This window comes from Microbacterium sp. ANT_H45B, assembly GCF_008369345.1.
Lineage (GTDB): Bacteria > Actinomycetota > Actinomycetes > Actinomycetales > Microbacteriaceae > Microbacterium.
In genome coordinates this window covers 96,090-120,021 of sequence record NZ_VOBK01000001.1, presented here as the reverse complement: position 1 = coordinate 120,021, position 23,932 = coordinate 96,090, and the positions used below count along the sequence as shown (strand labels likewise).

Genomic DNA, 23,932 nt, shown 5'->3' with positions numbered 1-23,932 from the left:
TGGGGCAGTCGTCAGGCTGCCCCACAAGCCGGCGCGAAAGAGTTCCGATGAATCACATGAAGGTGCGACACCTGGTCGTTCCCACCGCTGTCGTCGCGGTCGCAGCCGCATACTCCGGTCTGGCCTCCATCGGCGAGACTGTCCTCTCCCTTCCCGGCCTGGAGGCGAACCGGGCCAACATCATGGCGGTCGCCCCGCAGGGCTGGTCTTTCTTCACCAAGTCCCCGCGCGACCCGCAGGTCGAGCCGTATCAGGTGTCGGACGCGGGGCTGACATCCATCGCCGGTTTCCCGAACACGAGAGTGGAGAACGCCTTCGGGCTGAGCCGTGAGGGGCGCTCACAAGGAGTGGAGACGGCCCTCCTCATCGGCGACGAGAACGCCGACGCCTGGGTCGAATGCTCCTCGCCGGATCTCGCCGTCTGCTCGGACGAGCTGATCGCGGCGGAACCGGTGAAGCTCGACAACGCCGTCCCCTCCCCGACGATCTGCGGCGAGGTCGTCATCGTCCAGTCCATCCCCGTGTCGTGGGCGTATCGCAACCACACGGAGCAGACATCGATCGCGCAGAGCGGATTGCATGCGGAGGTCTCCTGTTGAGCGCGATCGACCGCATCCGCCTTCCGCAACCGGTCATATGGACGCCGCTGCTCGGACTCGTGCGCTCGCTCGTCGCACTCGGTGGTCTGATCACCGTCGCCTTCACTCGCGAGGACTTCCTCTTCCGCCCGGTGAGCGGCGTCGGCACCTACCCGCTCTGCACGCACGTCGACCAAGCGGGACTGTTCTGCCTCGTGCGCGACGACCTCGCGTTCGGACGCATCATCTGCATCGCCGTGCTGATCCTCGTCATCAGCGGCTTCCTGCCGCAGGTGACAAGCGTGCTGCACGCGTGGGTGGCGTTCAGTATCGCCTCCAGCATCTCGATTCCTGAGGGTGGCGACCAGATCGCCGCTATCCTCGCACTCCTGCTGGTACCGATCTGCCTCGGCGATCCCCGGGTGAACCACTGGATGCCCGGTCGCCGCGGAACGCGACTGATCGGAGTACGTACCGGAGCTGCTGTCGTCTTCCTGGTCGCGGCGAAGGTGCAGGTCGCCGTCCTGTACTTCTACTCCGGAGCGGGCAAGCTGTTCCAGACCGAATGGGCGGAAGGAACAGCGCTCTATTACATCGGCCAGGGGTTCTTCGGGTCGAGCGGACTGTTCCTGCAACTCATCGTCTTCGTCACCTCCATCCCACTCGCCCTTTTCGTGCTGACGTGGGGAACGATGGCGCTGGAGATCGCGCTCGCGGCCCTTCCGCTGCTTCGAGGACGACTCCGGGTCGCCGTCGCGCTGCTGGGTGCGGCCCTGCATCTGGGAATCATCGTCTTCATCGGACTCTGGAGCTTCCAGATCACGATGTTCGGGGCACTCATCCTGTTGGCAGTCCCGCTGGTCGCGCGGCCGTACAGCGAAGGAGCGACATTCGGATCGCTTCTTCCTGCGCGAGCGAAACGGATGCGGTCTCACACGCAGCCGCATGGCGAATCATCGCGCTCGGCGCCCGTGACCCATGCCCCGTCCCCCAGCGACACCGGGCGCCAGTCGGCCGCGAGTGCGCCTTCCGCGTCAGCGACGGACTCGCTGGCGATTCCCCCATCCGGCGACTCGATACACCGAAGCGCAGGCGCCGCCGAGGCGGTCAGCGGCCCGCCCCCTCGATAGCCTGTTCTCATGCCCCGTCCTCGTAGTGAAGCCGCACGCCGGTCCGTGCTCGAGGCGATGCGCGCTGCCGTCGTGGCCGGCACCTACGAGGTCGTGACGATCGAGGGGCTGGCCGAGACCGCCGGAGTCGCGAAACAGACGATCTACCGCTGGTGGCCATCGAAGGCGGCGATCCTCGGCGAGGCGCTGCTCGAGGGGGACCTGCCCGGCGCCGACCCCGTGGTCGCGATGAGCGACGACATCCGCGTCGACCTGCACGCGTGGTTCTCGGCGATGTCCGCGGGCATGGAGCGGCCCGAGGGCGTGGCGCTCGCCCGGGCGCTGATCGCGGTCACCGCGACCGACCATGAGCTCGGACTCGCGTTGAACGAACGACTCGCGGCGCCGATCCGCTCGTGGGTCGCAGAGCGCATCGCGCGTGGACAGTCGGCGGGAGAGATCCGTGCCGATGTGGATGCCGACGCCATCGCCGACCAGCTCATCGCCATGGCGTCGTACTCCGCGCTCATCGGTCAGCCGTTGAGTTCCGAGCGCGTGGACGAGACCGTGACGCGGCTGCTGCGGGGGATCGCCGCGTAGCGGCGGTGGTCTACGGCGTGCAGTAGGCGACGATCGCGTCGGTCGCCGTGCGCAGCTGGGTGGATGCGGCATCTACACCGCTGACGTCACCGGCGATCGCCTTCTCGCCCTCGGCGGCGAACGCGTCGATGCTCGTCGCCCACGAGTCGCGGAGCGTGACGAACTCCGCGGGACCATCGATGCCGCGGATCTTCTCGGCGACCGTCTTCACCTCGGCGAGAGCCGCCTGCGCGGCCTCGGGCGTCGGCGAACTGAAGCTCTCGATCACACCGCTCACCTGCACGGCCTGAGCCGCGACCTGACCGCACGCCGCAATGGTCGACGCCTGAGAGCATCCGGAGAGCAGCAGGATGCCGACGGCCAGTGTCGCGAGCGCGGGGAGCTTCTTCATGCGTGCCACTGTAGGCGGGGGAGATGTGAGGACTATTGCCAGCCCCAGGCGGGGCCGACGAAAGTCACGGGCTTGCCCGCGGCTTCTGCGTAGGCGCTCTCTCGGAGCGTCGATTCGCCGTAGTCCTCGCCTCGGTTGACCACCATGACCCGATCGGCCAGGTCGATCCGCCGCAGGTGCAGCTCGCCGAGTGCGGCCTTCTGCTCGTCGGTGATCGGTCTATCGATCTCGGTGGGCATGAGCACGATGATGCCCGCGAGGGTCAGCGACTGGCTGACGATTCGCATGTCCTCGGCGAACTGCATGGAGCCGCAGATGCAGACGATCTCGGGACGAGTGGGCATGGGGTCAGTCTGTCATCGGGGCAGCCGTCGGCGAAATGAGTACGCCCCTGCCGTTCGGGACGGCAGGGGCGTGAGTGTGGGGTGCTTACTGCACCGACCATCCACCATCGGATGCCAGCACGGCACCGTTGATGTTCACGGCGTCGTCCGAGAGCAGGAACGTGATCGATGCGGCGAGGTGCTCGGCGGTGGCGACCGTCGGGATCGCCTGCTGGAACGGGGCCAGGCGGCCGGAGCCGTACTCCGACATGTTCGGGGGCATCGGGATGCCGGTGGCGACGCCGCCCGGTGCGACGGAGTTCACGCGGATGCCCTTCGGTCCGTACATGAACGCCGCGGACTTCGTGACGCCGATGATGCCGTGCTTGCTGGCCGTGTAGGCGTTGCCCGACGCGTTGCCGCGCAGGCCCGCTTCGCTCGAGACGTTGAGGATCGAGCCGCGGCCGGCCTTCTCCATGATCGGCAGCACCGCGCGCATGAGCTTGAACGGCGCGGTGAGGTTGATGGCGATGACGCGGTCCCAGACGGCATCCGTCGTCTCGCCCGCGGGGGAGAAGTCGTCGTTGATGCCGGCGACGTTCGCAAGAGCGTCGATGCGGTCGCCCGCGGCGGCGATGACGGCGTCGATCGCGTCCTGCTTCGTGAGGTCGCCGGCGACGGTGGTGATGTCGGCATCCGGCAGCTCGGCCTTCAGGGCGTCGAGTTTGTCGGCGGCGATATCGGAGGCGATGACGCGTCCGCCTTCACGGGCGATGCGGGATGCTGTGGCCTTGCCGATTCCGGATGCTGCGCCCGTGACGATCACGGTCTTGCCGGCGAAGCGTCCACCGGTGGGCTTCTCGTTCCAGCCTTCGGACTCATCGGCCTCGGGGATCTCGCCGCCGTTGGCTGCGCGCACGAGGTCGTCGACGACTGACTGCGGCAATGCTCCCTGGCTCATCGCGACGAGCTGCTGCAGCGGCAGTCCGAGCACGGGGGTGAGGAGTTCGGGGTCAGCGCCCGTCTGCTCGAAGAGTGCGCGGATGAGCGGCCCGCCGGTCGGGTCGTTCAGCCAGTCGCCGATGGTGGAGTGTGCGGTGAGGGCCATGGTGGAGCTCCTTGAGGCTTCGGGGTTACGCAACGGTGCGTCTACTTATTGAACAGTGTAGGCCGCGTGTCACGGATGCACATGAATGATGCAGCGGAGAAGAGTTTTAAACGAGAAGGACGTCGGTAGCTTTTCCGCGCATCCCTGGCCTGTTGCCACTGACTCGACGGGCATGCCACGATCGCTCCGCGTGTCGCCGGCCATGCTGGGCGGGGTCGCCTCGCCTGCACTACGAGAAGGTTGGAGAGGGCCGCGGCGCTCACAAGGCGATTGGAAACGTTCGGGAAGACTGGACGGATGACCGCCGTCGGGAGTTCGACCATGACAGGGGTGGTGGGGCAAACGGATGCGGCGTGACGACGTCATTCCGTTCCGCTGCAAGGCACTGTCTGGCGTCGTCGAATGCCTCGCTAGCCGGGTGGGATGGGCTCGTCGAGTCGCGCGTATGCGGCGCGCATCTCCTCGGTCACATCCGTTCCCAGACGCTTTACGCGACCGCCGGTCAGTGTCGTCGCATTCGTCCATCCGCTTCTTGCCCCATTGCCTGTGGCTTCTTCGCTCCGGAGCTCGCGCGCGTAGTCGATGTCGAGCGTTGCAGGATCGAAGGATAGGAAGATCGCAGTGGTGAACTCGAACGACCGAAACGAGCTAAATTTGCCTCCGTTGCCCTTCATGATCCGAGCTTTGACCTGGATCCGCTCGCCCGCGTCGGTGGTGACGTCGTGAGACTTAGTCGAATTGCGCTCCAGCGTGCCACCGCGAGCGAGCCAGACGATCCGCTCCGCGACGTCGCCAAGTGGTGCGTTTCGGCTGCGGACGATCCCCCTTTTGAGCAATTCGCCGAGTGCATCCTCGATCCGCGCAAGAAGCTGCCTCGCGTTGAGCGCGGTGAGATCGTCTGACACGTTCGCAGACTAACCGACGGATCAATCAGGCGCGGTCTGATCCACTCGATAGATTGAGCTACGTGGCTTCCCCGGACGAATTGAGCGTACCTGTGACGAACGACGACGTGCACGTTAGTAGCATCCACGATGTTCTTGAGCAGTACCGGAAAGTAGCTTTCGACCAGCACGACAAGGGCTCGCACTTCGAGCGATTGATGCAGGCGTTCCTTAGGACCGAGCCGCAGTATGCGGAGTTGTACGACGAGGTGTGGCGCTGGTCGGAGTATCCCGAGCGCGGGCACCGTGTCGACACGGGAGTTGATCTCGTTGCCCGTAACCGCGACACAGGCGAACTGACAGCTATCCAGTGCAAGTTTTTCGCGCCGATGACAACCGTGACGAAGCCGATGCTCGACTCTTTCCTCTCGGCGTCCGGGAAGATGACCGTGGACTACACGCCCGAGTTTGCGGCGCGCCTTGTGATTTCGACTTCCGATACTTGGGGAAAGAACGCCGAAGACGCGATCTCGGGGCAGTCGATCCCCGTTGAGCGGCTGCGCGTGCAGGATCTCGACGATTCCTCCATCGACTGGTCGCAGTTCGTCTGGAACGAGCCGACCAAGCTAGAGAAGAAGCGCCTCAAGGCGCCGTTCGACTACCAGTCCGTCGCGATCGACGACGTGATCACCGGTTTCGCGGAGCACGATCGCGGCAAGCTCATCATGGCGTGCGGTACCGGCAAGACGTTCACGTCGCTGCGTCTCGCGGAGAGAGTCGTGCCCCTCGGCGGCACCGTCCTGTTCTTGACGCCGTCGATCGCTCTGCTGTCGCAGACGCTCAACGAGTGGACGATCCAGGCAGAGGTGCCGATGCGCTCGTTCGCGGTGTGCTCCGACGTTTCTGTCGGCAAGCGTCGCTCCGAAGAGGACATCCCTGTGACTGACCTTGCCTTCCCGGCAACCACGAACGCATCGGCGCTCGTCAAGCAATTCACCTCGGGCGATGGGTCGGGCAAGCTCACGGTCATATTCTCGACATACCAGTCGCTCCCCGTGATCTCGAAAGCGCAGGGGCTGGGGCTGCCCGAGTTCGATCTGATCGTCAGCGACGAGGCGCACCGGACAACCGGCGCTGCGATGTCGGATGACGACGAGTCGGCGTTCATGAAGGTGCACGACCAGGCCCTCGTGCAGGGCAAGAAGCGTCTCTACATGACCGCCACGCCGCGCATCTTCTCGGATGGCACCCGAAAGAAGGCGGGGGAGATCGGCGCGAAGCTCGCCGACATGGATGACGAAGCGGTCTACGGACCCGAGTTCCACCGACTCGGTTTCGGGCAGGCGGTGAACATGGGACGCCTCACCGACTACAAGGTGCTCGTGCTCGCCGTCGATGAGTCCTTCGTCGCGCGTGAGTTCCAGTCGTTGATGTCGCGGGACGGCTACGAGCTCGCGATGGAGGACACCGCCAAGATCGTTGGAACGTGGAATGGTCTCTCCAAGCGCTCAGTGATCCCCGGCGAGTACGAAGACGATCCATCACCGATGCAGCGCGCGGTCATGTTCGCGAAGGACATCGCGACCTCTCGCAAGCTCTCCGACGCATTCCAGCAAGTCGTTGAGGGTGAGATCGAACGCATCGAAGCCTCGGGCGAGGACACCTCCCGGCTGCTCCACGCCGAAGCGCGGCACGTTGACGGAACACAGTCGATGCTCGTGCGTAACGATAAGCTCGACTGGCTCAAGGAGCCGTCCCCAGAGAGGACCGTTCGCATCCTCTCGAACGCGAAGTGCCTCTCGGAGGGCGTCGATGTCCCCGCGCTCGACGCGGTGATGTTCATGAACCCCCGCAAGAGCGTGGTCGACGTCGTGCAGTCGGTCGGTCGCGTAATGCGCAAGATGGCGGGGAAGAAATTCGGGTACGTGATCCTCCCGATCGCGATCCCCGGTGGCGTTGAACCCGACGAAGCGCTGAACAACAACGACAAGTACCGGGTCGTCTGGCAGGTACTCCAGGCTCTCCGAGCGCACGATGAGCGCTTCGACGCCGAGGTCAACAAGATCGACCTCACCAAGAAGACCAACCGACTCATGGTCGACGTGATCGGCGCGGGCGGCGGCAAGAGCGAGGACGAAGCGGACTCGGCGACCAATGGTGCCGACAAGCTGCAGGGCGCCCTGCAGCTTGACTTCTCGAAGATCGAAGCCTGGCGTGACGCGATTCTCTCCAAGATCGTGCAGAAGGTCGGCCAGCGTCGCTACTGGGAGAACTGGGCGAAGGATGTCGGGGAGATCGCGCAGGCCCACTCCGAACGAATCAACGCGCTCGTCAATGGCGACAACAAGCTCATTCGCGACGAGTTCGAGGCGTTCACCGAAGGTCTGCGACTTAACCTGAATCCCGAGATCTCGCACGACGACGCGGTGCAGATGTTGTCGCAACATCTCATCACACAACCTGTCTTCGATGCGCTGTTCGAGGGGTACGCGTTCTCTGAGAACAACCCCGTCTCGCAGGTGATGAACGCGATGGTCGATGTGCTCGATGGTGAGAACCTTGAGAGCGAGACAGCGAAATTGGAGTCCTTCTACGAGTCGGTTCGTCTGCGCGCAGCGGGCATCGATGATGCCGCCGCGAAGCAGACGATCGTCAAGGAGCTGTACGAGAAGTTCTTCGCGACTGCGTTCTCTAAGACCAGCGAGAAACTCGGCATCGTCTATACACCGAATGAGATCGTGGACTTCATCATCCACAGCGTCAACGATATCCTCAAGGACGAGTTCGGTGCGACGCTGTCGGACGAAGGTATCCACATCCTCGACCCGTTCACCGGCACCGGCACATTCATCGTGCGGTTGCTGCAGTCAGGTCTTATCAAGCCCCACGATCTCGTGCGGAAGTATCGATACGAGCTTCACGCGAATGAAATCGTGTTGCTCGCGTACTACGTTGCGGCGATCAACATCGAAGAGACCTATCACGCGCTCCAGGGCGGCAATTACGTGCCGTTCGATGGCATCGTCCTCACCGATACGTTCCAGATGTTCGAGGACGACGACGAACTCGACGACATGGGCATCTTCCAGGCGAACAACGATCGGGTGATTGCTCAGAAGGAGCGAGACATCCGCGTCATCATCGGCAACCCGCCCTACTCAGCGGCGCAAAAGTCCGAGAACGATGCGAACAAGAACAACGTGTACCCGACTCTCGACGGGAGAGTGCGTGACACCTACGCGAAGCGCTCGACCGCAACGCTGAAGTACAAGCTCTATGACTCCTACATCCGAGCGATCCGTTGGGCATCGGATCGCATCGGAGATGAGGGCGTTGTCGCCTACGTTTCGAACGGCGGGTACATCGATGACAACACCGCCGATGGACTGCGTCTCAGCCTGATTGACGAGTTCACCAGCGTCTACATCCTCAATTTGCGTGGGAATCAGCGTACATCTGGAGAGAAGTCACGTCGTGAGGGCGGGAAGGTATTTGGTTCCGGGTCACGAGCGACCATTGCCGTGTCCTTCTTCGTGAAGAACCCCAATCGGGGAACCCCAGGTGAGCTGCGCTACTACGACATCGGCGACTATCTCACCGCACCGCAGAAGCTGGACAGCCTCCGGCGTCTACGCTCGCTCGATGGCGTGCCCTGGACCGAGGTGAAGCCCTCGAAGGAAGGTGACTGGCTCGCTCAGAGGAGCGATGCGTTCGCGTCTTTCACGCCGCTGAGTGAGAAGGCTGCGCGGTCAAAGTCAGTGTTCCGAGACGTTACTCACGGTCTGGTGACGTCCAGAGACGCGTGGGCGTACAACTACTCGGGTCGGCGGATGCGAGACAACATCGCACGGATGGTCCGCAACTACAACGCAGAAGTGGACGGGTGGCTGGCGTCCACGCAGACGGACAATCCACGCGACTTCGTGACTTCGGATGCGACGCGAATCAATTGGAGCCGCGATCTGTTGGCTCGCCTCCGCAGCGGAAGGCACATCGAACTCGACGACGACACCATGCTGCGGACAGCTCTCTATCGACCCTTCTCGAAGGTTGCTGCTTGCTTTGATCCTGCGCTGAGCAGCACCCAAGGCAAGCTCGGACGCGTCTTCCCGCATCGCACGTCTAGCAACCTCGGCATTTACCTCACCTCGCCGTCGACGCACTACCCCGAGTTTGCTGCGCTGATGGTCGACGTAGTTCCCGACCTGCACACACTCGATACTGGGCAGTTCTTCCCTCGCTACACCTATCGCCCGATCGAAAATGACCCGTCGACGCTCTTCCCGGCGGACGGCACGCTCGGTATCTTCGATGAGATCGACGGCAAGCTCCTAGCTCCAGAGGCGCCTGGGTTCGAGCGCATCGACAACGTCACAGACGAGATTCTGACCGATTATCAGGAGTCATTCGGCAAAGGGGTCACCAAAGATGACATCTTCTTCTACGTCTACGGCCTGCTGCACTCGCGCGAGTACCGTGCCGAGTTCGAGGCTGACCTCAAGAAGATGCTCCCGCGCATCCCGAAGGTGACGGCGTTCAAGGAGTTCTCCAAGGCGGGACGCGCGCTCTCCGAGCTTCACCTGAACTACGAGACGATCGAGCGGTACCCGCTCATCGAGGACGTCACGCCCAACGCCTCACTGCGCGTCACCAAGATGCGGTACGCGAAGGAAGGCCGTCAGGAGAACAAGACGTCGATCATCTACAACGACGGCATCACTCTGAGCGGTATCCCCGAGGAGGCGCAAGAGTATCTACTCGGATCGCGCTCGGCGTTGGACTGGATCATTGAGCGGTATCAGGTCAAGACAGACAAGGCTTCTGGCATCGTCAACGATCCGAACGCATGGGGCGACGAGCATGATGACCCGCGGTACATTCTGGACCTCATCAAACGGATTACAACGGTGAGCGTCGAGACGGTACGGATCACGAACGGGCTGCCGTCGCTGGACTCCGACAACTGAAGGAATGAGTAAGTGCCTCCTCTCTATAACCGGCGGAAGCAGCTTCGAGCGATCGAAGAGCGCGAGCAGCAGGGCGAGTCCTTCTGGACGGAGTCATTCGCAGAGGAGACGCGAAATCGCGTGCAGCTCGTGATGCGAAGTGGAGTCGGTGGTGGCTTCTATGACGTCGCAGACGCTGCTGTAGAGGTGCTCCTGGCGGATCTGGGACGTCTCGCTCTCTACCCGATTGGCGACCCCACGCAGCAGTTCTTCCGCTACCTCGGGGAGTGCGATGACGAGATGGTGCCCTCCGTGATTGAGGCATTCGGTCAGGGGTATGCGCGGAGCTTCGAAAATAACGCTCAACGGCAGGAGTTCTCCCGCGGTGTTCCTCCGCAGGAGCATCTCATTCCGATCGACGCACTTCTCGTTAGTGCGATCAATCGGGTGCTTGCGGAGGATCGGATCGCCTTCGAGTTCATCGACGGGGAAATGGTTCCATTTTCGTCTCGCGAGCTTCACGCTGAAGTCGTTCGACCGGCGCTCCAGCTCATCGCCCTTCAGGGCTGGGAGCGGGTGGAGAAGAGCTACCAAGCCGCGCTCTCGCAGCTTTCACGCGGTGAGGCAGCCAACGCGATTACCGACGCGGGGACCGCCTTGCAGGAAGCTCTGTCACATCTTGGTGCTGAAGGGAACCAGCTTGGAGACCTGACCACGTCGGCGCGCAAGAAGGGGATAATCGCGTCTCACGACGTCCCGATGCTTCAGACGATCGAGAAGGCATGTCGTTGGGTGTCCGCCGATCGCAGCAACACCGGCGATGCGCACAACGCGGACGAAGCGACGTCCGAAGACGCGTGGTTCACCGTCCATGTTGTCGGAGCAATCATCTTGCGACTGTCGAGCGGCACGCAACGCGCCGCGGACGAGTTGGGTGCTCAACAGGGGTGAGGCCTCACAACACCTTGTGAACGCGCCGGTCGCCTCTACGCGTGAACCGAGCCGGATGTACTTGCAACGGCGTGTGCACCGGATTCTTGCCGATCCCGGTCGTGTTCCCGCACGTTACCGGCTACGACGTCTCAGGAACGATCAACGCCCTCGGCGACGACGTCGACGGCTTCGCGGTCGGCGACGCGGTGATCGCCTTCCTGTCGATGGCGACCGACGGCGGAGCGGCGGAGTACGTCCTCGCTCCGGCGGATGCGCTCGTCGCCGCACCGACCAGCGTGCCCCTCGCGGATGCAGCAGCGCTCCCGTCGGTGGCGCTCACTGCACGTGTCAGGCGCTTTTCGACGACGGCGGCCTCTAGGCAGGGCAGCGAGTGCTCATCGTCGGCGCTGGCGGAGTCGTCGGCAAATACGCGATCGCCCTGGCGAAGCGCACGGGTGCGTACGTCATCGCGACGGCCAGCCCGCGGAGTGCGGGGACGGTTCGCGCGGCAGGTGCCGACGAGATCATCGATCACACCGAGACGGAGGTTCTCGATGCCGTCACTGAGCAGGTCGACCTATTGCTCAACCTGGCTCCCATCGAGCCCGACGAGTTCACCGCCCTGGCCGGACTCGTGCGTGACGGGGGAGTCGTCGTGAGCACCACCGCCTGGATGCCGTCACCCGATGATGCTGACCGTGGTGTGCGGTCAGTGGTCGTGTTCGTGCGGAGTGACGCGGAGAAGCTGGCCGAGCTGGTGTCTTTGGTCGACGAGGGCGTGCTTGCGCTCGAGGTCACGCGGCGCATTCCGCTGACGGAGCTTCCGGCGCTGCACGCGGAGGCGGCTGAGGAAGGGATCCCAGGCAAGGTTATCGTCCTGCCATGATGAAGAAGGAGGGCCAGCGAGTTCGGTATCGTGGCTACGAAACCCAAGACCCCTCCCCATCGAGCGAGAGCGTCCATGCGCCGAAGATTAACCGGTCTCAGGCAGCTGAGGTCGATCCCCCTTCTTGCGATGACAGCCATCACTGTCGCGCTCCTCGCTCTATCGATCGGTCAACTCGTACTCCCTCAACCTTCACCGTCGAGTGACCCGTCGAGACTCACGGTTAGATTCAGTACTGCTGTGCCGGCCGCTAGCGAGATGCGGATCACGCATGACGTGAACGCTGGGAGCGATGGGGCTATGGGTGAGGCGGTAGCCATCTACATCGCTGAGGGCGACGGGTGGGCCACCATCTCGGACGTTCTCGTCGGTTGGTCAGGCGGGCCGGAGGAATGGAACTGCAACGTCTTCACCACTCCCAACCTTGATTCGCGTTCTGAAGACGTGCCCGATTTCCCTGGGTCCTACGAATGGGCTTCGGCGGGCGCGTTGGGCTCGCGCGAGCTTGAGGAGGTTAGCGAGCGTCGGCTACCGAATCAGCCTGCGCCGACGCTCTCAACGGTGAAGCGAGCGGAGTTCGTTGTGACCGGCAAGATGCGAGTCAGTGGAATCGAGTGCGCTCGCAAGGCATCCATCGAGACGTTGGCGAATGCCCAAGTAGCCGTACGGCCTACGGCGCTCCTGATTGGAATGCCCGAACTTGATCGCGTTCCGATTCAAGTTAAGTACGACCGCGTTTCGCTGAACACCCCGCGGGCCTGGGCGCTCGTGACGGGGTCGGTCGATCACGCTGAAAGCCCAGAAGCCGGAGAGAGCTTCGTTACCTACCTCGGGGGAACGACCGCGGTAGGGCCGTTGCGGGAAGGCATGGTCTTCACCATTCCCGATCGGCAGCAGTGGATCAATGTCTCGTTCGCAAGCTCGACGATTGCACTAAGCGCCCTCCTTGGGATGGGGCTGCAGCTATGGTCTGACCGTCTAGCACTCCGCGTTGAACTGCAACGCGCTCCCGCCGTTGCTCGCCCAGTTGCTCAAGCCCGGACAGCTGCTCGTTACATGCCACGTCTCAGAACGCTGGTCACCTTCGTGGGCGCTGTTCTTGTTGGTCGCGCGTTGACTCGACGCGACCGCCGCGAGAGGTAGCACGCAGGCGGACCGGAACGTTCGCGTCTCAAAGGCTAGGTCGGCTCGCATGCGCACTCTGCCAAGCGAGTTCCATGCGTCGACATGCGATATTCCGCTATCGTCTGGATGAATGCGTGTTCAACGAAGAACGGAGTAACGATGGAGTTCTCGGAGCGTCTCGATTCGCTGGCGACCAAGGTGAGAAACCAGGCAACGGCGATCGGGACGGAGGAAGCGACGAAGAACGCGTTCGTCATGCCGTTCATCTCCACGATCCTCGGGTACGACGTGTTCGACCCGCTGGAGGTCGTCCCTGAGTTCACGGCGGATGTCGGGACCAAGAAGGGCGAGAAGGTCGACTACGCCATCATGCGCGAGGGAGAGGTGCAGATCCTCATCGAGTGCAAGCCGTCGATGGGTGCGCTCAAGATCGAGCACGCATCACAGCTCTTCCGCTACTTCGCGGTCACCAATGCCCGCATCGCCGTCCTGACCAACGGGGTCGTCTGGCACTTCTACACCGACCTCGACGCGCCTAACCGCATGGATGCCAAGCCCTTCCTCGTTCTCGATCTGCTCGACATCGACGAGACCCTCATCAACGAGATCCAGAAGCTCAGCAAGGAGAGCTTCGACCTGGACTCGATCATCAGCGCCGCGGAGGAGCTCAAGTACATCGGTGCGCTCAAGCGTGAGATCGCAGGGCAATTCCGCGAGCCGACCGACGAGTGGATCAAGTTCTTCGCGACGCGGGTCTACGAAGGCTCCTACACCCAGAAGGTTCGTCAGCAGTTCACAACCCTGGTGAGTAAGGCCGCGCAGCAGTTCCTCAACGAGCGGGTCAACGATCGGCTGAAGACGGCACTCGGGGTCAGCGGGATCACCCACACCGAAGCTCCTGCGGCGGCGACGAGCGCCGAGGTGGTCGAAGCCGACCTCGATCGGGATACAGAAATTGAGACGACTCTGGAAGAGCTCGAGGGCTACCAGATCGTGAAAGCGATCGCGTGCGGTGAGGTCAAGCCGCAGCGCGTGACCCACCGTGATGCGAAGAGCTACTTCGCCGTGCTCCTCGACGACAACAACCGCAAGCCGGTCGCGCGCCTGCACTTCAACGGCAAGCAGAAGTACCTCGGTCTGCTCGATGAGGCGAAGGTCGAGACGCGGCATCCGCTCGAGGAACTCGACGAGATCTACGCGCACGCAGACGCGATCAGAGAAGCCGTGCGTCGCTACAAAGACTGAGTGAATCCGCCCTGTGGAGGGCACGCGAGGGGGGGATCCGGAATGCCTGTGGGAGACGTCGAAGCGGCCGTTGCTGCATCCGCACGCGCAGACGGTGCGCTGCTGATCAGAATGACCCGGGTCGCCTGGCTGAACACTCACGGCCATTTCGCTCTTCCGCCTCAGGCCGCGTCTGTGGCCGGGGTGCTGCAGCGGGTCTTCGAGGAACTCGGCGGCGATGAACGCGAGCAACGTTCGAAGCAGCTCCGCACGCTCCCCAACGACCTCTTCCATACGGACTCGAAGACCATGGTCGAGGTGGACGAGGTGCAGCACTTCACTTCCTTTCGCGCATTGACGATTCGAGAGCGCCCGAGCTCCCCGGGCGACCAGTCCGACGAGTACCTCGGGCTGTGCGAGGAGTGGAGCTCAGTGGCCGACCGGTATCGCGCGACCAAGGCAGCGAAGGGCTTTCCAGGCCCGCACGGAAGATCACGGCAACGTGCGTACAACGACCTCCTGAGAGACCTCGTAGCCCCCGTGATGGGATACCGCATCGTTCGCGTTCCTGCTCCCATGCTGTCGGGGCCGGAGGCGTACGCCCGCGCTGCTCACAGGCTTCAGGGGCTTCGTTCGCCGGACGACTGAGCCGAATCTGCTTCGCTAACGTGAACGACACACCATGACCGGAGGGGGATCACGATGTCTTCTGTTGCAACCACCACTTTCCACTCGAACGCTGACGCCGCGACCACAGTCGCGGCGATCCAGCAAGTACTCGCCACCAATAAGTCCACAGTGCTCGGACAGGCACCCGATGGCTGCACTATCGACTTCCAAACGAAGAAGACGCTTCTCAACTGGGAGCTGCTCGGCCGCTCAATCGTCACACCTGCGGCATCCGGCTCCGAGGTACAGCTGTCGCTCGACGTGCACCACAATCGGCCGCCTGCACTTATGGACGGCATGAAGAACAAGAAGGCCGTCGAGAAGCTGGCCGGCCAGATCCAGACGGTCATCGGCTGAGGCTCGCATGAACGAACTGATTGCTGTCGGTTGGGCATGGGTGATCGTCTGCGAGGGATTCCTTCTGGTTCTCGGGGCTGTGAACCTCATCACATACAGGTCGAATGTGCCCGAGAGTGCGCAGTCGTTCGCGGCTGTGCGCTCCTCGGAGAATGACTTCAGATCGATCGTCGCTCCCGCGATCGCGGCCCTCGTCACTGGACTTCTCGTGAGCGTCTCCGCGACCTACGCCTACGACGCACTCAGAGGCAAGGGCGAGGACAACATCGGTGCAAGCTTCGGCTTCCTGATGGTCGCATTGGTGATCCTCGTCATCCTCCTGCAACCTCTGATGAGGGGCGAGCTGTCGACGGAGAAGCTCGCGCAGCATCCACAACGCATCTATCTCGCCGCGAAATCGATCACCGGTATGGAAGAAGATGCGCCCGTTCGGATCTCACGGCTACGTACCGCGCTCAAGAACTGGACGAAGAGGAATGCGGCGTACTCGATGGGATGGCCCGCCAAGGCGGAGTCGCCCCTCATGAACACAGCGTTGGAAGACGTGACGGAGGACGCAGCACTGCCATTTCTGCGTGCCTTCGGTGTGGTGTGGCGCACAGGAGTCGTCTGGGCCACGCTGCGCACCGCTCCCTGGCGTTTCGGGTGGCCGCTCTACATTCTGCTGGTACCGCTGGCGGCGGTCGCCACCGCCTCATTTATCTCAGGCTGGCCCGAAACGTCCCCGCTCTGGGGAGTGGGCGTGATCCTGGCCGGCGTGCTCTCCCTTATCGTCTACTGGGCCGGAATCATTGTCGTGGGAGTTCGGCGCCTTGCGATCGCACGGTCATTCCTCCCCTTGTGCGAGGCGGAGTTCCGGGATGCGGGCAGACGGGTGGAAGAGCATGTTGCACGCCAGACTGCGCTCAGCACAGTTCCGACGCAGCTCCAGGCGATCACGGCCGGCGCGAAGCGATCGGAGAGGTGGGCGGTGATCGGCGCACTGGTCGGGATCCTCTCCGCGGTCACTGTTGCCTTCCGCGGGTTTACGCGGCGGTAGTTCCGACCCCGCTATCGTGATCCGATGCCTCTGATCCGCGCCGTGCTCTTCGACCTCGACGGCGTCGTCCGTCACTTCGACCCCGAGAACGTCGCGAGCATCGAGAGCGTTCACGAACTCGAACCAGGTTTGATCCAGGCCATCGCCTTCGCTCCACACCATCTCGAAGAGGTGACGACGGGAAGGATCTCTCGCCGTGACTGGGTCGAGCGGATCGGCGTGGAGCTCGGCAACGCCGCAGCCGCCGAGGAGTGGGGCAGCCAGTCGTTTCATGTCGACAAGCAGGCCCTCGACCTCGCCGACGAACTGCGAGCGAACGGCATCCGCACCGCCATCCTCACGAACGGCACGGACACGATCCAGGCAGAAGCCGCCGCGATGAACCTCGACGCCCACTTCGAAGCTGTCTTCAACTCTGCAGAGATCGGCTGGACGAAACCCGACGCTCGGGCGTTCCAGCACGTCCTCGATGCGATGCAGCTCGCCCCGAACGAGGTGCTCTTCACCGATGACTCGGCCAGCAAGCTCGCCGGGGCTGAGCGGCTCGGGATGCCGACTCACCTTTTCGACGGTGTAGCTGGCCTTCGCTCGGCGTTGCGGGCGGCGAACGTTTTTGTCGACGAGGAGGTCTCCGGGTGAAGGCTCCAAGGACTCCGGGGCCGAGGGTGCTCCTGCTCGGCCTGGCGGCGTCGATCGCCATGCTGACCGCGACCACACTGACCGCCTGCGCGCCCGAACCCGACCGGTGTCTGCCTGCACCTTTGGATGTCTCGTCCGCAGATGTCGCTCCAGGCGAGTCTCTGACGGTCCGGAGCGCGGCGGCCGAGTGCGATCTCGGTTACGAGAATGGAGCTTCGTACTCGATCGCCGTGGTCTCGTCATCGGGCGAGCAGTCTGACGACGTCGACGTTCCGGTGGAGCGAGACGGGAGCTTCTCGACCGAGATCACCGTGCCCGAGTCTTTTCCTGACGGAGCAGCCTCCGTCGTGGTCAGCGGGAGCCCATACGACGAGTGTGACGAGGACTCCGGCTCCTGTGCCGCGTACGTCGTCGACATCACCGTCAGCCGCTGAGGCGTTTCGTCTCGCTTCGCTCGCTCAACGGGCGGGGTTAGCGCTCCGCGCTCAACGGGCGAGGGCGTGGGTTGGGCGTTTCGTCTCGCTTCGCTCGCTCAACGGGCGGGGGTGGAGCGGATCGCTCAACGGGCGGGGGTAGCGCCCAACGGGCGGTCTCGTCGTCGGTCACGGCATGCTGGAGACATGGAGAGCTTTGTGCAACTCGGGGACGGTCTCGCGATCGTCGAGGAGGTGGGCCGCTTCCGGCGTGGGGAACGGCGGGGAGACGACGGACGGATCCGTATCGACGTCGAGTGGCGCGAGATCAGTCCGTGGGCAGTGGAGAACGGCCTGCTGACCATCTTTCCGCTCGCGCGCTCCGACGGCTCCGACGACGCGCAGGAGAAGATGACGGCGCTCCACCGATCACTCGAGATGGACTTCGTGCACTACTTCGGCGGCGGCGGATTCCACGCCGAATCACCTCTCGACCCCGACGACGGGTATGGCGCGAGGCTGAGCCGCGACCCGCGGATTTCCCTTCCGCGCGCTGTGTGGAGGGTCAGCGACTACGCCTTCACACTCGTGCGGGCCGCCGATCCGCAGGTCGCGGGCGCGACGACGCTCTCTCTGCATATGTTCCCGGCCGATTGGCGATGGCCCGACCGGACCAACGCGAACACGAAGCGCGCCGCGTCACGCCGGCGTCGTATGGCGAAGCAGGTCCAGGAGGTCGAGATCGACTGGACGTGGCCGGTGGGCGCGGATGGGAGCGGCGCATGATCGAACTCCGAGTCGATCGCGACAGCGTCGCCATGGGCGACGACGCCGTCTCACACGCCGCGACGTTGTCCGTTCCCGACGGCACGATGCTCAGCGCTGCCATCGAGAAGAGCTCGCCCGAGATCAGAGCGGAAGGCTGGTCATGGGTGGTCGTGGTCGATGGTGAGGTGGCCGCCGTGTGGTCTGTCGATCACGGCGTGCGGATGCTCATAGCTGACCGCGCGCTCGACCACGGGCCCGCCGACATCTACTTCCGATACTTCGTGCAGATCGATCCCGCATGGCTGTTCGATCGTCTCGCCCAGGGCGCCCCCGCGCACCGCTACGACCTCGAAGCGGCGTACGCACCGATCGCGCGAGAGAAGTACGCGACCGAACTCCGGCGCCGCGAGCGGGAGATCTCGGCGAAGCTGCTGAGCGCCGAGAGCATCGCGGCCATCGAGAGCTACGGCGCCCAGGTCACCCTGCACGCCGACATCGCCTGCGCCTTCACGTTCCGCGGCGACACCTGGACGGTGCGCCGCGCAGACACCATGCTCCAGGTCTTCGTCGGTCCAGGCGGTCCGCGCGCGTCGATCCGTCCGCACGCGCTCGGCGAAGCATGGCTCGTCGGGATGCTGGGAGCTGCCGCTCGCACCGCCGCAGGCCGCCCCGAGCTGCCGGACGCGGAAGTGCTCCCCGGCCTGGACCTCACGCAGCGCGGCGGGAGATGGACGTCTCAGGGGGCGACCGTCGTGCAGGTCACCTCCGACCTGGCGGCGCGCGTCGCCGAGCTCGTGTACGGGCGGTCGCTCGCCGAGGTTCGGGCGGTGTTTGAACTTTGAGGGCGTTGTTGCGGGGGTGCGGGCTGCTCCCTCGGCGGGGGCGTTTCGTCTCGCTTCGCTCGCTCAACGTGCGGGGAGCCACTTAACGGGTGGGCGGGGCGCCGGTCAATGTGCGGGGGCGCGTTTCGTCTCGCTTCGCTCGCTCAACGGGCGGGTGGGGCGGGGGCGGGGGTCCGCCAGGAGATGCCGCGTTGGGCGATGCGGCGGCCGGCCTCGTCGGCGGCGACCGGCTCGCCGACATCCGCGCCGACCTCGAGGCCGACGACGGAGTGCACGATCGTTCCGTCGTAGACGTGGACGAGGTTGTAGCCCTGCGCGGCATCCTGCCCTCTGGTCGCCCCGACGGGCTGAGCGAGGTCCTGGCCGTAGGCGCTCGACGACGCGGCCGCCACCGGGATACCGGCGAACGTCCCGAACGACGGATGATGCACGTGGCCAGAGAGGATCCCGCGCACGTCAGAACCCGTCAGCACCTCGGCCAGCGCCGCCTGCTCGCGCAGTTCGACGGTCACCGCAAGGTCGAGCACCGTCGGCAGCGGAGGGTGATGGATCAGCAGCAGCGAACCCGCCGGCGCTGGCACAGACAGCTCGGTCGCCAACCACTCCAGCTGCGCCTCATCGACGCGCCCCCAGTGCTGCCCGGGAACCGTCGAATCCAGCACGATCACCCGCATCCCACCGAACCACCGCACCTCGACCACAGGAGCCGAACCGGCACCAGCATCGGAAGAGCGACCTACGGTACCGGAAACCGGCGTTTCATCCGCTAGCCCCAGCTCCGCGCGCATCGCCGCACGCTCGTCGTGGTTGCCCATCGCCCACACGGCCTCGCACCCCAGAGCAGCAACCGCCGGCTCGACCATCTCGCGCAACCGCCGGTACGACGACGCATCACCCCGATCGGCGAGATCTCCGGTGAACAGCAGAGCATCAGGACGAAGCCCCGAGTCAACCAAACGCGACAGCACAGACGCCAGGTTCGCATCGGCATCCGCCCCACTGCCGTAGAGCGGCGAGCGTTCACCGGGAAGGTGCGTATCGGAGATGTGCACGAAGGTGTGCGATGGGCGAGAGTGTTCGGTGAGGATCATTTCTCTTCCAGTGAGACGGCGTACAGGTACAGAAAAGTCAGGCGGCCGCGGCCGTCGTGCCGGGCACCAGCGTTCCGACGAACGCCTGCCTGACGGTGGAATCAGAATCAGAATCAGCGTCGAGACTCAGCAGCCGCTGCATCGTCTCCACGGCGGCCGCGGCAACGGACTCGACAGGAATGCGCAGCGTGGTCAGCCCCAGCAGGTCGGCGCCGGGAAGGATACCGTCGCACCCCGTGACGCTCACATCGCCTGGCACCGACAGCCCCGCAGCACGCGACGCGCGCATGACCGCGAGCTGTCGATAGTCCGACGCGCACATCACGGCCGTGGCGCCATCGCTCACGGCAGCCAGCGCCTCCTCGACCCCCTCGGTCGGGGCGGCGCCCGCAGACAGCAGCGTGACCGACGCCCCGCCGGCGACCAGCGTCTCGCGCATCGCCGACGCCCGCAGATGCTCCGCGAACGACACATCAGAAGCGCCCGAGAGCACGACCACGTTCCGGTGCCCGAGCGACAGGACATGCGTGGCCAGCATCCGCCCATGCTCCGGATCGTCGTAGTGCGCGGTGTGGATCCCCGACGCCGTCTCGACGCGACCCGCGCGCACGATCGGCACCTGGTCGGCGAACGGCTCGAGCTGCGCGGCCGTGATGCCCCCGGTCGCGACGATGAGTCCCGCCACGCGCATGCCGAGCAGCCGGTGCAGCGCGTTGACCTGCTCGGCGCCCTGCACGTCGGCACCGATCGTCACGGTCACCAGGTCGAGTCCGCGACGATGCGCCTCGTCCTGCAGCCGCGAGAACAGCAGTCCATACGCGGGGTTGCTCGCATCGCGCAGCATCAGCCCGACGGTGCCGGTGCGGCCGGCGGCGAGCTCGGCGGCCATCGTGTTGCGCACGTATCCGAGGCGCTCGGCCTCAGCGAGGATGCGTTCCTGGGTCTCGGGAGCGAATCGCCCCTCGCCCTTCAGCGCCCTGGTCGCGGTTGCCCGGGAGACCCCGGCCGCCGCGGCCACATCACTGACCGTGACGCGCAGCCCCGGCCCGCCAGGCTCCGAAGACAGAGACGACGACGACGAACTCACGCGCGCGCCTTCTTTGTCGCGCGAACCTTGCGGGGCGCTCCGGCGCGCGAACCTCGTCCATACACGAGATACATGGTGACACCCATGATGATCATCAGCAGCACTGTGTAGACGAACGTGATCGGCATCGCGTCGAGGTTGTTCTCTCCCCGCGTGCTCTCTTGAATGGCCACACCGAGCGGCTTGAACAGCGGGTGGTAGAGGAAGATCGCCGCGTCGTAGTCGTCGAGCAGGCTGTTGAAGTTCAGCGCCGTGATCGCCGCCGCGGTCGGCAGCACGAGCGGGATCAGCACCCGACGGAACGTCGTCAGCGACTTCGCCCCGAGTATGCGGGAGGCGTCTTCGAGCGAATCGGGCACGGACGCGAACCCGGCCTTGAGCAGGCGCAGGGTGAACGGGATCTTCACGCAGATGTACGCGACGAGCAGCAGGATCGGCGTGCCGGTGAGTACGATGCCGCCCACGATCGCCCGCGGCTCGTCGAAGGCGGTCACGAGGGCGAGCGCGATCAGCACGATCGGCAGGATCCACGGGATGTGCAGCACGTACTCGATCGCGGTGGTCAGCAGGTTGCGGTGCTTCTGCAGCATCCGCGCCACGAACAGCAGGCCGCCGACCACGATGAGCGATGCCAGCGCGCTGTAGACCACGCTGACGATGAACGGACGGATCGCCTCGGCGCTCGAGAACACGGTGATGTAGTTGTCGAGCGTGAAGCTGTCGAGGGTGATGGAACCGGCGAGGATGCTGCGCGCATCGACGAACGAGAAGATCACGATCAGCACCACGGGGATCAGGTAGATCACCCACAGCAGGTACGCGACGACGTGCACGACGACGTTCGCGAACGGGTTGCGGATCCGCTGCTTCTGGATCGGCGTCGCCACCTTCGCGACCGAGAAGTACACGCCGGACTTCTCGAAGCGGTTCATGATCGCGAGCAGGATGATCGTCGCGATGCCGAGCACGATCGCCAGCAGGGCCGCGATGTCACGCGTGATGGGGCTGCGGGAGAGGTCGATGATCAGCGGCGCGACGGTCTGGAAGTCGGGCCCGCCGAGCACGAGCGGCGCGGTCAGCGCCCCGAGTCCGATGAGGAAAGTGAGCACCGTGACCGCGAACAGCATCGGCTTCATGACCGGCAGCACGATGCGGCGCAGGATCGTCCAGGTCGAGGCGCCCATGAGCTTCGCCGCCTCGATCGACGCGTAGTCGACCTTGCCGAGCGACGAGGAGAGGAACAGCATGTGGTTCGTCGTGGTCGCGAACGTCATCACGAAGACCACGGCGAAGTACCCCGAGAACCAGTCGCGGTCCAGGTCGGGCCAGACGTTGACCATCATGTTCGTGAAGAACCCGAACCGGCCGTAAATGAAGTTGTAGCCGGCGGCCAGCACGATGCCGCCGTAGATGAGCGTCGTCGCGTAGCCGAGCCAGAGGATCTTCGCGCCGCGCACCTGGAAGTACTTCGTCACCAGCACGATGAACACACCGACCACGTTGACCGTGATCGACAGGGTGATCGCGAGCAGGAAGCTGTTGCCGAGCGTCTTCAGCGCTCGCTCGCTGCCGAACAGCTTCTCGACGGCGCGGATGCTGAACTGCCCGTCGGGGAAGAACGTGACCCCGAGCAGGGCGGCGTTCGGCAGTACCAGGAATGCCGCGGCAAACCAGATCACGATGATGCCGGTGATCCACGCGAGCGGGGAACGGAGCATCGCTTTCACGCTGCCCGGTCGTCCGCGCTTGCGGGGCCGCGGTCCCGCCGTCTGACCCTCGACGACCGCGTGGGTCGTCAGGGAGCCGGCATCTCCGGTCACGGCTGCGGAGGGCGGGACCGCGGGGTCTGTGTGGTTGTGAGAGCTCGAGGGGTTCTGGGGCTTCTGCGCATCCGACATGTCACGCCGCCGGGTACTGCAGGATCCAGTGCGGGTCGATGTCGACGCGCACGGCGTCGCCCGGGTTCCACTGGCGGGCGCTCGCCGCGGCGGGCACGCTGACGCGCAGCGGAGCATCTTCGGCGGTGACCGTGTAGACGCTGTGGCTGCCGTGGTACGTGCGGTCGACGATGGTTCCGGCGAGCGAGGCGGATGCGGCCGACGCCTCGCCGGCCTCGGCGAGGTGCAGCTTCTCGGGCCGCACGTAGCTCTCGGCCGTGGCGTCGAGTCCGCCGCCGAGGCTCGTGATCTGCGCGGGGCTGAGGCGGTTGTTCTCGCCGATGAAGCGGCAGACGAACGGCGTCGCGCTGCGGTCGTAGATCTCCTCGGGCGTGCCCACCTGCTGCAGAGTTCCGGCATCCAGGACGGCGATGCGGTCGCTGAGGGTGAGTGCCTCCTCCTGGTCGTGCGTGACGTAGACGGTGGTCACACCGACCTCGTGCTGCAGGTCCTTCAGCTGTTCGCGCAGCTGCACGCGCAGCTTGGCGTCGAGGTTCGACAGCGGCTCGTCGAGCAGCAGGATGCTGGGGGTCAGCGCCAGCGCGCGGGCGATCGCCACGCGCTGCTGCTGTCCGCCCGAGAGCTCTGACACGTTCTTCTCGAGCTGCGAGAGCGCGAGGCCGGTGCGGTCGGCGATCTCGTCGACGCGGCGGCGCTGCTCGGCCTTCGTCGTCTTCTGGATCGAGAGGCCGAACGCGATGTTCTCGCGCACGTTCATGCTGGGGAACAGCGCGTAGTTCTGGAACACCATGCCCACGCCGCGCTTCTCGCTGGGCACGCGCGTGACGTCGCGCCCGCCGATCAGGATGCGTCCGGCGGTCGGCTCGACGAACCCGGCGAGGGACCGAAGGGCCGTGGTCTTGCCGCATCCGGAGGGACCCAGGAGGGTGAAGAACTCACCCTCCCGGATCTCCAGATCGAGGTGCGAGACCGCACGGTGATCGCCGAATGAGACCTCGACATCTTCGAAACGGATCATGTGT

At 64.6% G+C, this 23,932-nt stretch carries 23 protein-coding genes and 1 pseudogene; 16 read left to right on the top strand and 8 right to left on the bottom strand.

Annotated elements, in window-relative coordinates; translation table 11 throughout:
- Nucleotides 1-47 precede the first annotated feature (47 nt).
- The 3 genes from FQ142_RS00525 to FQ142_RS00515 are packed head-to-tail and all read left to right on the top strand — an operon-like array spanning nt 48 to nt 2,287.
- Complete coding sequence (locus FQ142_RS00525) at nt 48-599, top strand: SdpA family antimicrobial peptide system protein (RefSeq protein ID WP_082068788.1); 552 nt, start codon at nt 48-50, stop codon at nt 597-599.
- A complete protein-coding gene (locus FQ142_RS00520; RefSeq protein WP_056414046.1) occupies nt 596-1,708 on the top strand; it encodes a sporulation-delaying protein SdpB family protein in 1,113 nt (370 codons plus the stop codon). The genes FQ142_RS00525 and FQ142_RS00520 overlap by 4 nt, the downstream gene beginning before the upstream one ends.
- 9 nt (nt 1,709-1,717) lie before the next feature.
- A complete protein-coding gene (locus FQ142_RS00515) occupies nt 1,718-2,287 on the top strand; it encodes a TetR/AcrR family transcriptional regulator (RefSeq protein WP_262492006.1) in 570 nt (189 codons plus the stop codon).
- Nucleotides 2,288-2,297: 10 nt separating this feature from the next.
- Here the strand turns inward: FQ142_RS00515 and FQ142_RS00510 are convergent, their stop codons facing one another.
- The 4 genes from FQ142_RS00510 to FQ142_RS00495 all read right to left on the bottom strand — a co-directional run bounded on the left by FQ142_RS00510 (nt 2,298) and on the right by FQ142_RS00495 (nt 5,014).
- Complete coding sequence (locus tag FQ142_RS00510; RefSeq protein ID WP_056414043.1) at nt 2,298-2,678, bottom strand: hypothetical protein; 381 nt, start codon at nt 2,676-2,678, stop codon at nt 2,298-2,300.
- A 32-nt stretch (nt 2,679-2,710) separates the two neighbouring features.
- Nucleotides 2,711-3,022 (bottom strand): hypothetical protein, encoded by a 312-nt coding sequence (locus FQ142_RS00505; RefSeq protein ID WP_149421797.1) that lies wholly within the window; start codon nt 3,020-3,022, stop codon nt 2,711-2,713.
- Between the two features lie 85 nt (nt 3,023-3,107).
- Nucleotides 3,108-4,109 carry an SDR family NAD(P)-dependent oxidoreductase gene (locus FQ142_RS00500; protein WP_149421796.1) on the bottom strand — a complete coding sequence of 334 codons (1,002 nt, stop codon included), beginning with the start codon at nt 4,107-4,109 and terminating at the stop codon, nt 3,108-3,110.
- Between the two features lie 410 nt (nt 4,110-4,519).
- Nucleotides 4,520-5,014, bottom strand: a complete 495-nt coding sequence (locus FQ142_RS00495) for a hypothetical protein (protein WP_149421795.1) — start codon at nt 5,012-5,014, stop codon at nt 4,520-4,522.
- Nucleotides 5,015-5,076: 62 nt separating this feature from the next.
- Here FQ142_RS00495 and FQ142_RS00490 point away from each other — a divergent pair, with 62 nt between their 5' ends.
- The 13 genes and pseudogenes from FQ142_RS00490 (at nt 5,077) to FQ142_RS00435 (ending at nt 18,834) form a co-directional block, all read left to right on the top strand.
- Nucleotides 5,077-9,960: a DEAD/DEAH box helicase gene (locus FQ142_RS00490; RefSeq protein WP_262492005.1), complete on the top strand. Its 4,884-nt coding sequence runs from the start codon at nt 5,077-5,079 to the stop codon at nt 9,958-9,960.
- A 12-nt stretch (nt 9,961-9,972) separates the two neighbouring features.
- Nucleotides 9,973-10,890, top strand: a complete 918-nt coding sequence (locus FQ142_RS00485) for a hypothetical protein (RefSeq protein WP_149421794.1) — start codon at nt 9,973-9,975, stop codon at nt 10,888-10,890.
- Between the two features lie 41 nt (nt 10,891-10,931).
- Nucleotides 10,932-11,102, top strand: a pseudogene (locus tag FQ142_RS17730) (alcohol dehydrogenase catalytic domain-containing protein); the annotation flags it as partial.
- 161 nt (nt 11,103-11,263) lie between these two features.
- Complete coding sequence (locus tag FQ142_RS17710) at nt 11,264-11,758, top strand: zinc-binding dehydrogenase (protein WP_316501972.1); 495 nt, start codon at nt 11,264-11,266, stop codon at nt 11,756-11,758.
- A 300-nt stretch (nt 11,759-12,058) separates the two neighbouring features.
- Nucleotides 12,059-12,901: a hypothetical protein gene (locus FQ142_RS00475; protein ID WP_149421793.1), complete on the top strand. Its 843-nt coding sequence runs from the start codon at nt 12,059-12,061 to the stop codon at nt 12,899-12,901.
- 141 nt (nt 12,902-13,042) lie between these two features.
- Nucleotides 13,043-14,128 (top strand): type I restriction endonuclease, encoded by a 1,086-nt coding sequence (locus FQ142_RS00470; RefSeq protein WP_149421792.1) that lies wholly within the window; start codon nt 13,043-13,045, stop codon nt 14,126-14,128.
- A 111-nt stretch (nt 14,129-14,239) separates the two neighbouring features.
- Nucleotides 14,240-14,755 (top strand): hypothetical protein, encoded by a 516-nt coding sequence (locus tag FQ142_RS00465; protein WP_149421791.1) that lies wholly within the window; start codon nt 14,240-14,242, stop codon nt 14,753-14,755.
- A 54-nt stretch (nt 14,756-14,809) separates the two neighbouring features.
- The gene (locus tag FQ142_RS00460) at nt 14,810-15,133 is read left to right on the top strand and encodes a hypothetical protein (RefSeq protein ID WP_149421790.1); all 324 of its coding nucleotides are present in this window, start codon (nt 14,810-14,812) and stop codon (nt 15,131-15,133) included.
- Between the two features lie 7 nt (nt 15,134-15,140).
- The gene (locus FQ142_RS00455) at nt 15,141-16,172 is read left to right on the top strand and encodes a hypothetical protein (protein WP_149421789.1); all 1,032 of its coding nucleotides are present in this window, start codon (nt 15,141-15,143) and stop codon (nt 16,170-16,172) included.
- Nucleotides 16,173-16,196: 24 nt separating this feature from the next.
- A complete protein-coding gene (locus FQ142_RS00450) occupies nt 16,197-16,811 on the top strand; it encodes an HAD family hydrolase (protein WP_262492004.1) in 615 nt (204 codons plus the stop codon).
- Nucleotides 16,808-17,245 (top strand): hypothetical protein, encoded by a 438-nt coding sequence (locus FQ142_RS00445; RefSeq protein ID WP_149421788.1) that lies wholly within the window; start codon nt 16,808-16,810, stop codon nt 17,243-17,245. The genes FQ142_RS00450 and FQ142_RS00445 overlap by 4 nt, the downstream gene beginning before the upstream one ends.
- 186 nt (nt 17,246-17,431) lie before the next feature.
- Entirely contained in the window at nt 17,432-18,010 is a 579-nt protein-coding gene (locus tag FQ142_RS00440) for a hypothetical protein (RefSeq protein ID WP_149421787.1), read from the top strand.
- Nucleotides 18,007-18,834, top strand: coding sequence for a hypothetical protein (locus FQ142_RS00435; protein WP_149421786.1), 828 nt, complete (start codon nt 18,007-18,009; stop codon nt 18,832-18,834). The genes FQ142_RS00440 and FQ142_RS00435 overlap by 4 nt, the downstream gene beginning before the upstream one ends.
- A 143-nt stretch (nt 18,835-18,977) precedes the next feature.
- Here the strand turns inward: FQ142_RS00435 and FQ142_RS00430 are convergent, their stop codons facing one another.
- The 4 genes from FQ142_RS00430 to FQ142_RS00415 all read right to left on the bottom strand — a co-directional run bounded on the left by FQ142_RS00430 (nt 18,978) and on the right by FQ142_RS00415 (nt 23,928).
- Entirely contained in the window at nt 18,978-19,886 is a 909-nt protein-coding gene (locus FQ142_RS00430; RefSeq protein ID WP_262492003.1) for a metallophosphoesterase, read from the bottom strand.
- A gap of 76 nt (nt 19,887-19,962) precedes the next feature.
- A complete protein-coding gene (locus FQ142_RS00425) occupies nt 19,963-21,012 on the bottom strand; it encodes a LacI family DNA-binding transcriptional regulator (protein ID WP_149421784.1) in 1,050 nt (349 codons plus the stop codon).
- The gene (locus tag FQ142_RS00420; RefSeq protein ID WP_149421783.1) at nt 21,009-22,730 is read right to left on the bottom strand and encodes an ABC transporter permease; all 1,722 of its coding nucleotides are present in this window, start codon (nt 22,728-22,730) and stop codon (nt 21,009-21,011) included. The genes FQ142_RS00425 and FQ142_RS00420 overlap by 4 nt, the downstream gene beginning before the upstream one ends.
- A gap of 181 nt (nt 22,731-22,911) precedes the next feature.
- Nucleotides 22,912-23,928 (bottom strand): ABC transporter ATP-binding protein, encoded by a 1,017-nt coding sequence (locus FQ142_RS00415; RefSeq protein WP_149421782.1) that lies wholly within the window; start codon nt 23,926-23,928, stop codon nt 22,912-22,914.
- Nucleotides 23,929-23,932: the final 4 nt, after the last annotated feature.

Excerpts from the sequence above, each read along its gene's own strand:
- FQ142_RS00525 (WP_082068788.1), top strand. The coding sequence starts at position 48 with ATGAATCACATGAAGGTGCGACACCTGGTCGTTCCCACCGCTGTCGTC.
- FQ142_RS00515 (WP_262492006.1), top strand. The coding sequence starts at position 1,718 with ATGCCCCGTCCTCGTAGTGAAGCCGCACGCCGGTCCGTGCTCGAGGCG.
- FQ142_RS00510 (WP_056414043.1), bottom strand. The coding sequence starts at position 2,678 with ATGAAGAAGCTCCCCGCGCTCGCGACACTGGCCGTCGGCATCCTGCTG.
- FQ142_RS00505 (WP_149421797.1), bottom strand. The coding sequence starts at position 3,022 with ATGCCCACTCGTCCCGAGATCGTCTGCATCTGCGGCTCCATGCAGTTC.
- FQ142_RS00500 (WP_149421796.1), bottom strand. The coding sequence starts at position 4,109 with ATGGCCCTCACCGCACACTCCACCATCGGCGACTGGCTGAACGACCCG.
- FQ142_RS00475 (WP_149421793.1), top strand. The coding sequence starts at position 12,059 with ATGGGTGAGGCGGTAGCCATCTACATCGCTGAGGGCGACGGGTGGGCC.
- FQ142_RS00470 (WP_149421792.1), top strand. The coding sequence starts at position 13,043 with ATGGAGTTCTCGGAGCGTCTCGATTCGCTGGCGACCAAGGTGAGAAAC.
- FQ142_RS00465 (WP_149421791.1), top strand. The coding sequence starts at position 14,240 with ATGACCCGGGTCGCCTGGCTGAACACTCACGGCCATTTCGCTCTTCCG.
- FQ142_RS00460 (WP_149421790.1), top strand. The coding sequence starts at position 14,810 with ATGTCTTCTGTTGCAACCACCACTTTCCACTCGAACGCTGACGCCGCG.
- FQ142_RS00455 (WP_149421789.1), top strand. The coding sequence starts at position 15,141 with ATGAACGAACTGATTGCTGTCGGTTGGGCATGGGTGATCGTCTGCGAG.
- FQ142_RS00450 (WP_262492004.1), top strand. The coding sequence starts at position 16,197 with ATGCCTCTGATCCGCGCCGTGCTCTTCGACCTCGACGGCGTCGTCCGT.
- FQ142_RS00440 (WP_149421787.1), top strand. The coding sequence starts at position 17,432 with ATGGAGAGCTTTGTGCAACTCGGGGACGGTCTCGCGATCGTCGAGGAG.
- FQ142_RS00435 (WP_149421786.1), top strand. The coding sequence starts at position 18,007 with ATGATCGAACTCCGAGTCGATCGCGACAGCGTCGCCATGGGCGACGAC.
- FQ142_RS00420 (WP_149421783.1), bottom strand. The coding sequence starts at position 22,730 with ATGCTCCGTTCCCCGCTCGCGTGGATCACCGGCATCATCGTGATCTGG.
- FQ142_RS00415 (WP_149421782.1), bottom strand. The coding sequence starts at position 23,928 with ATGATCCGTTTCGAAGATGTCGAGGTCTCATTCGGCGATCACCGTGCG.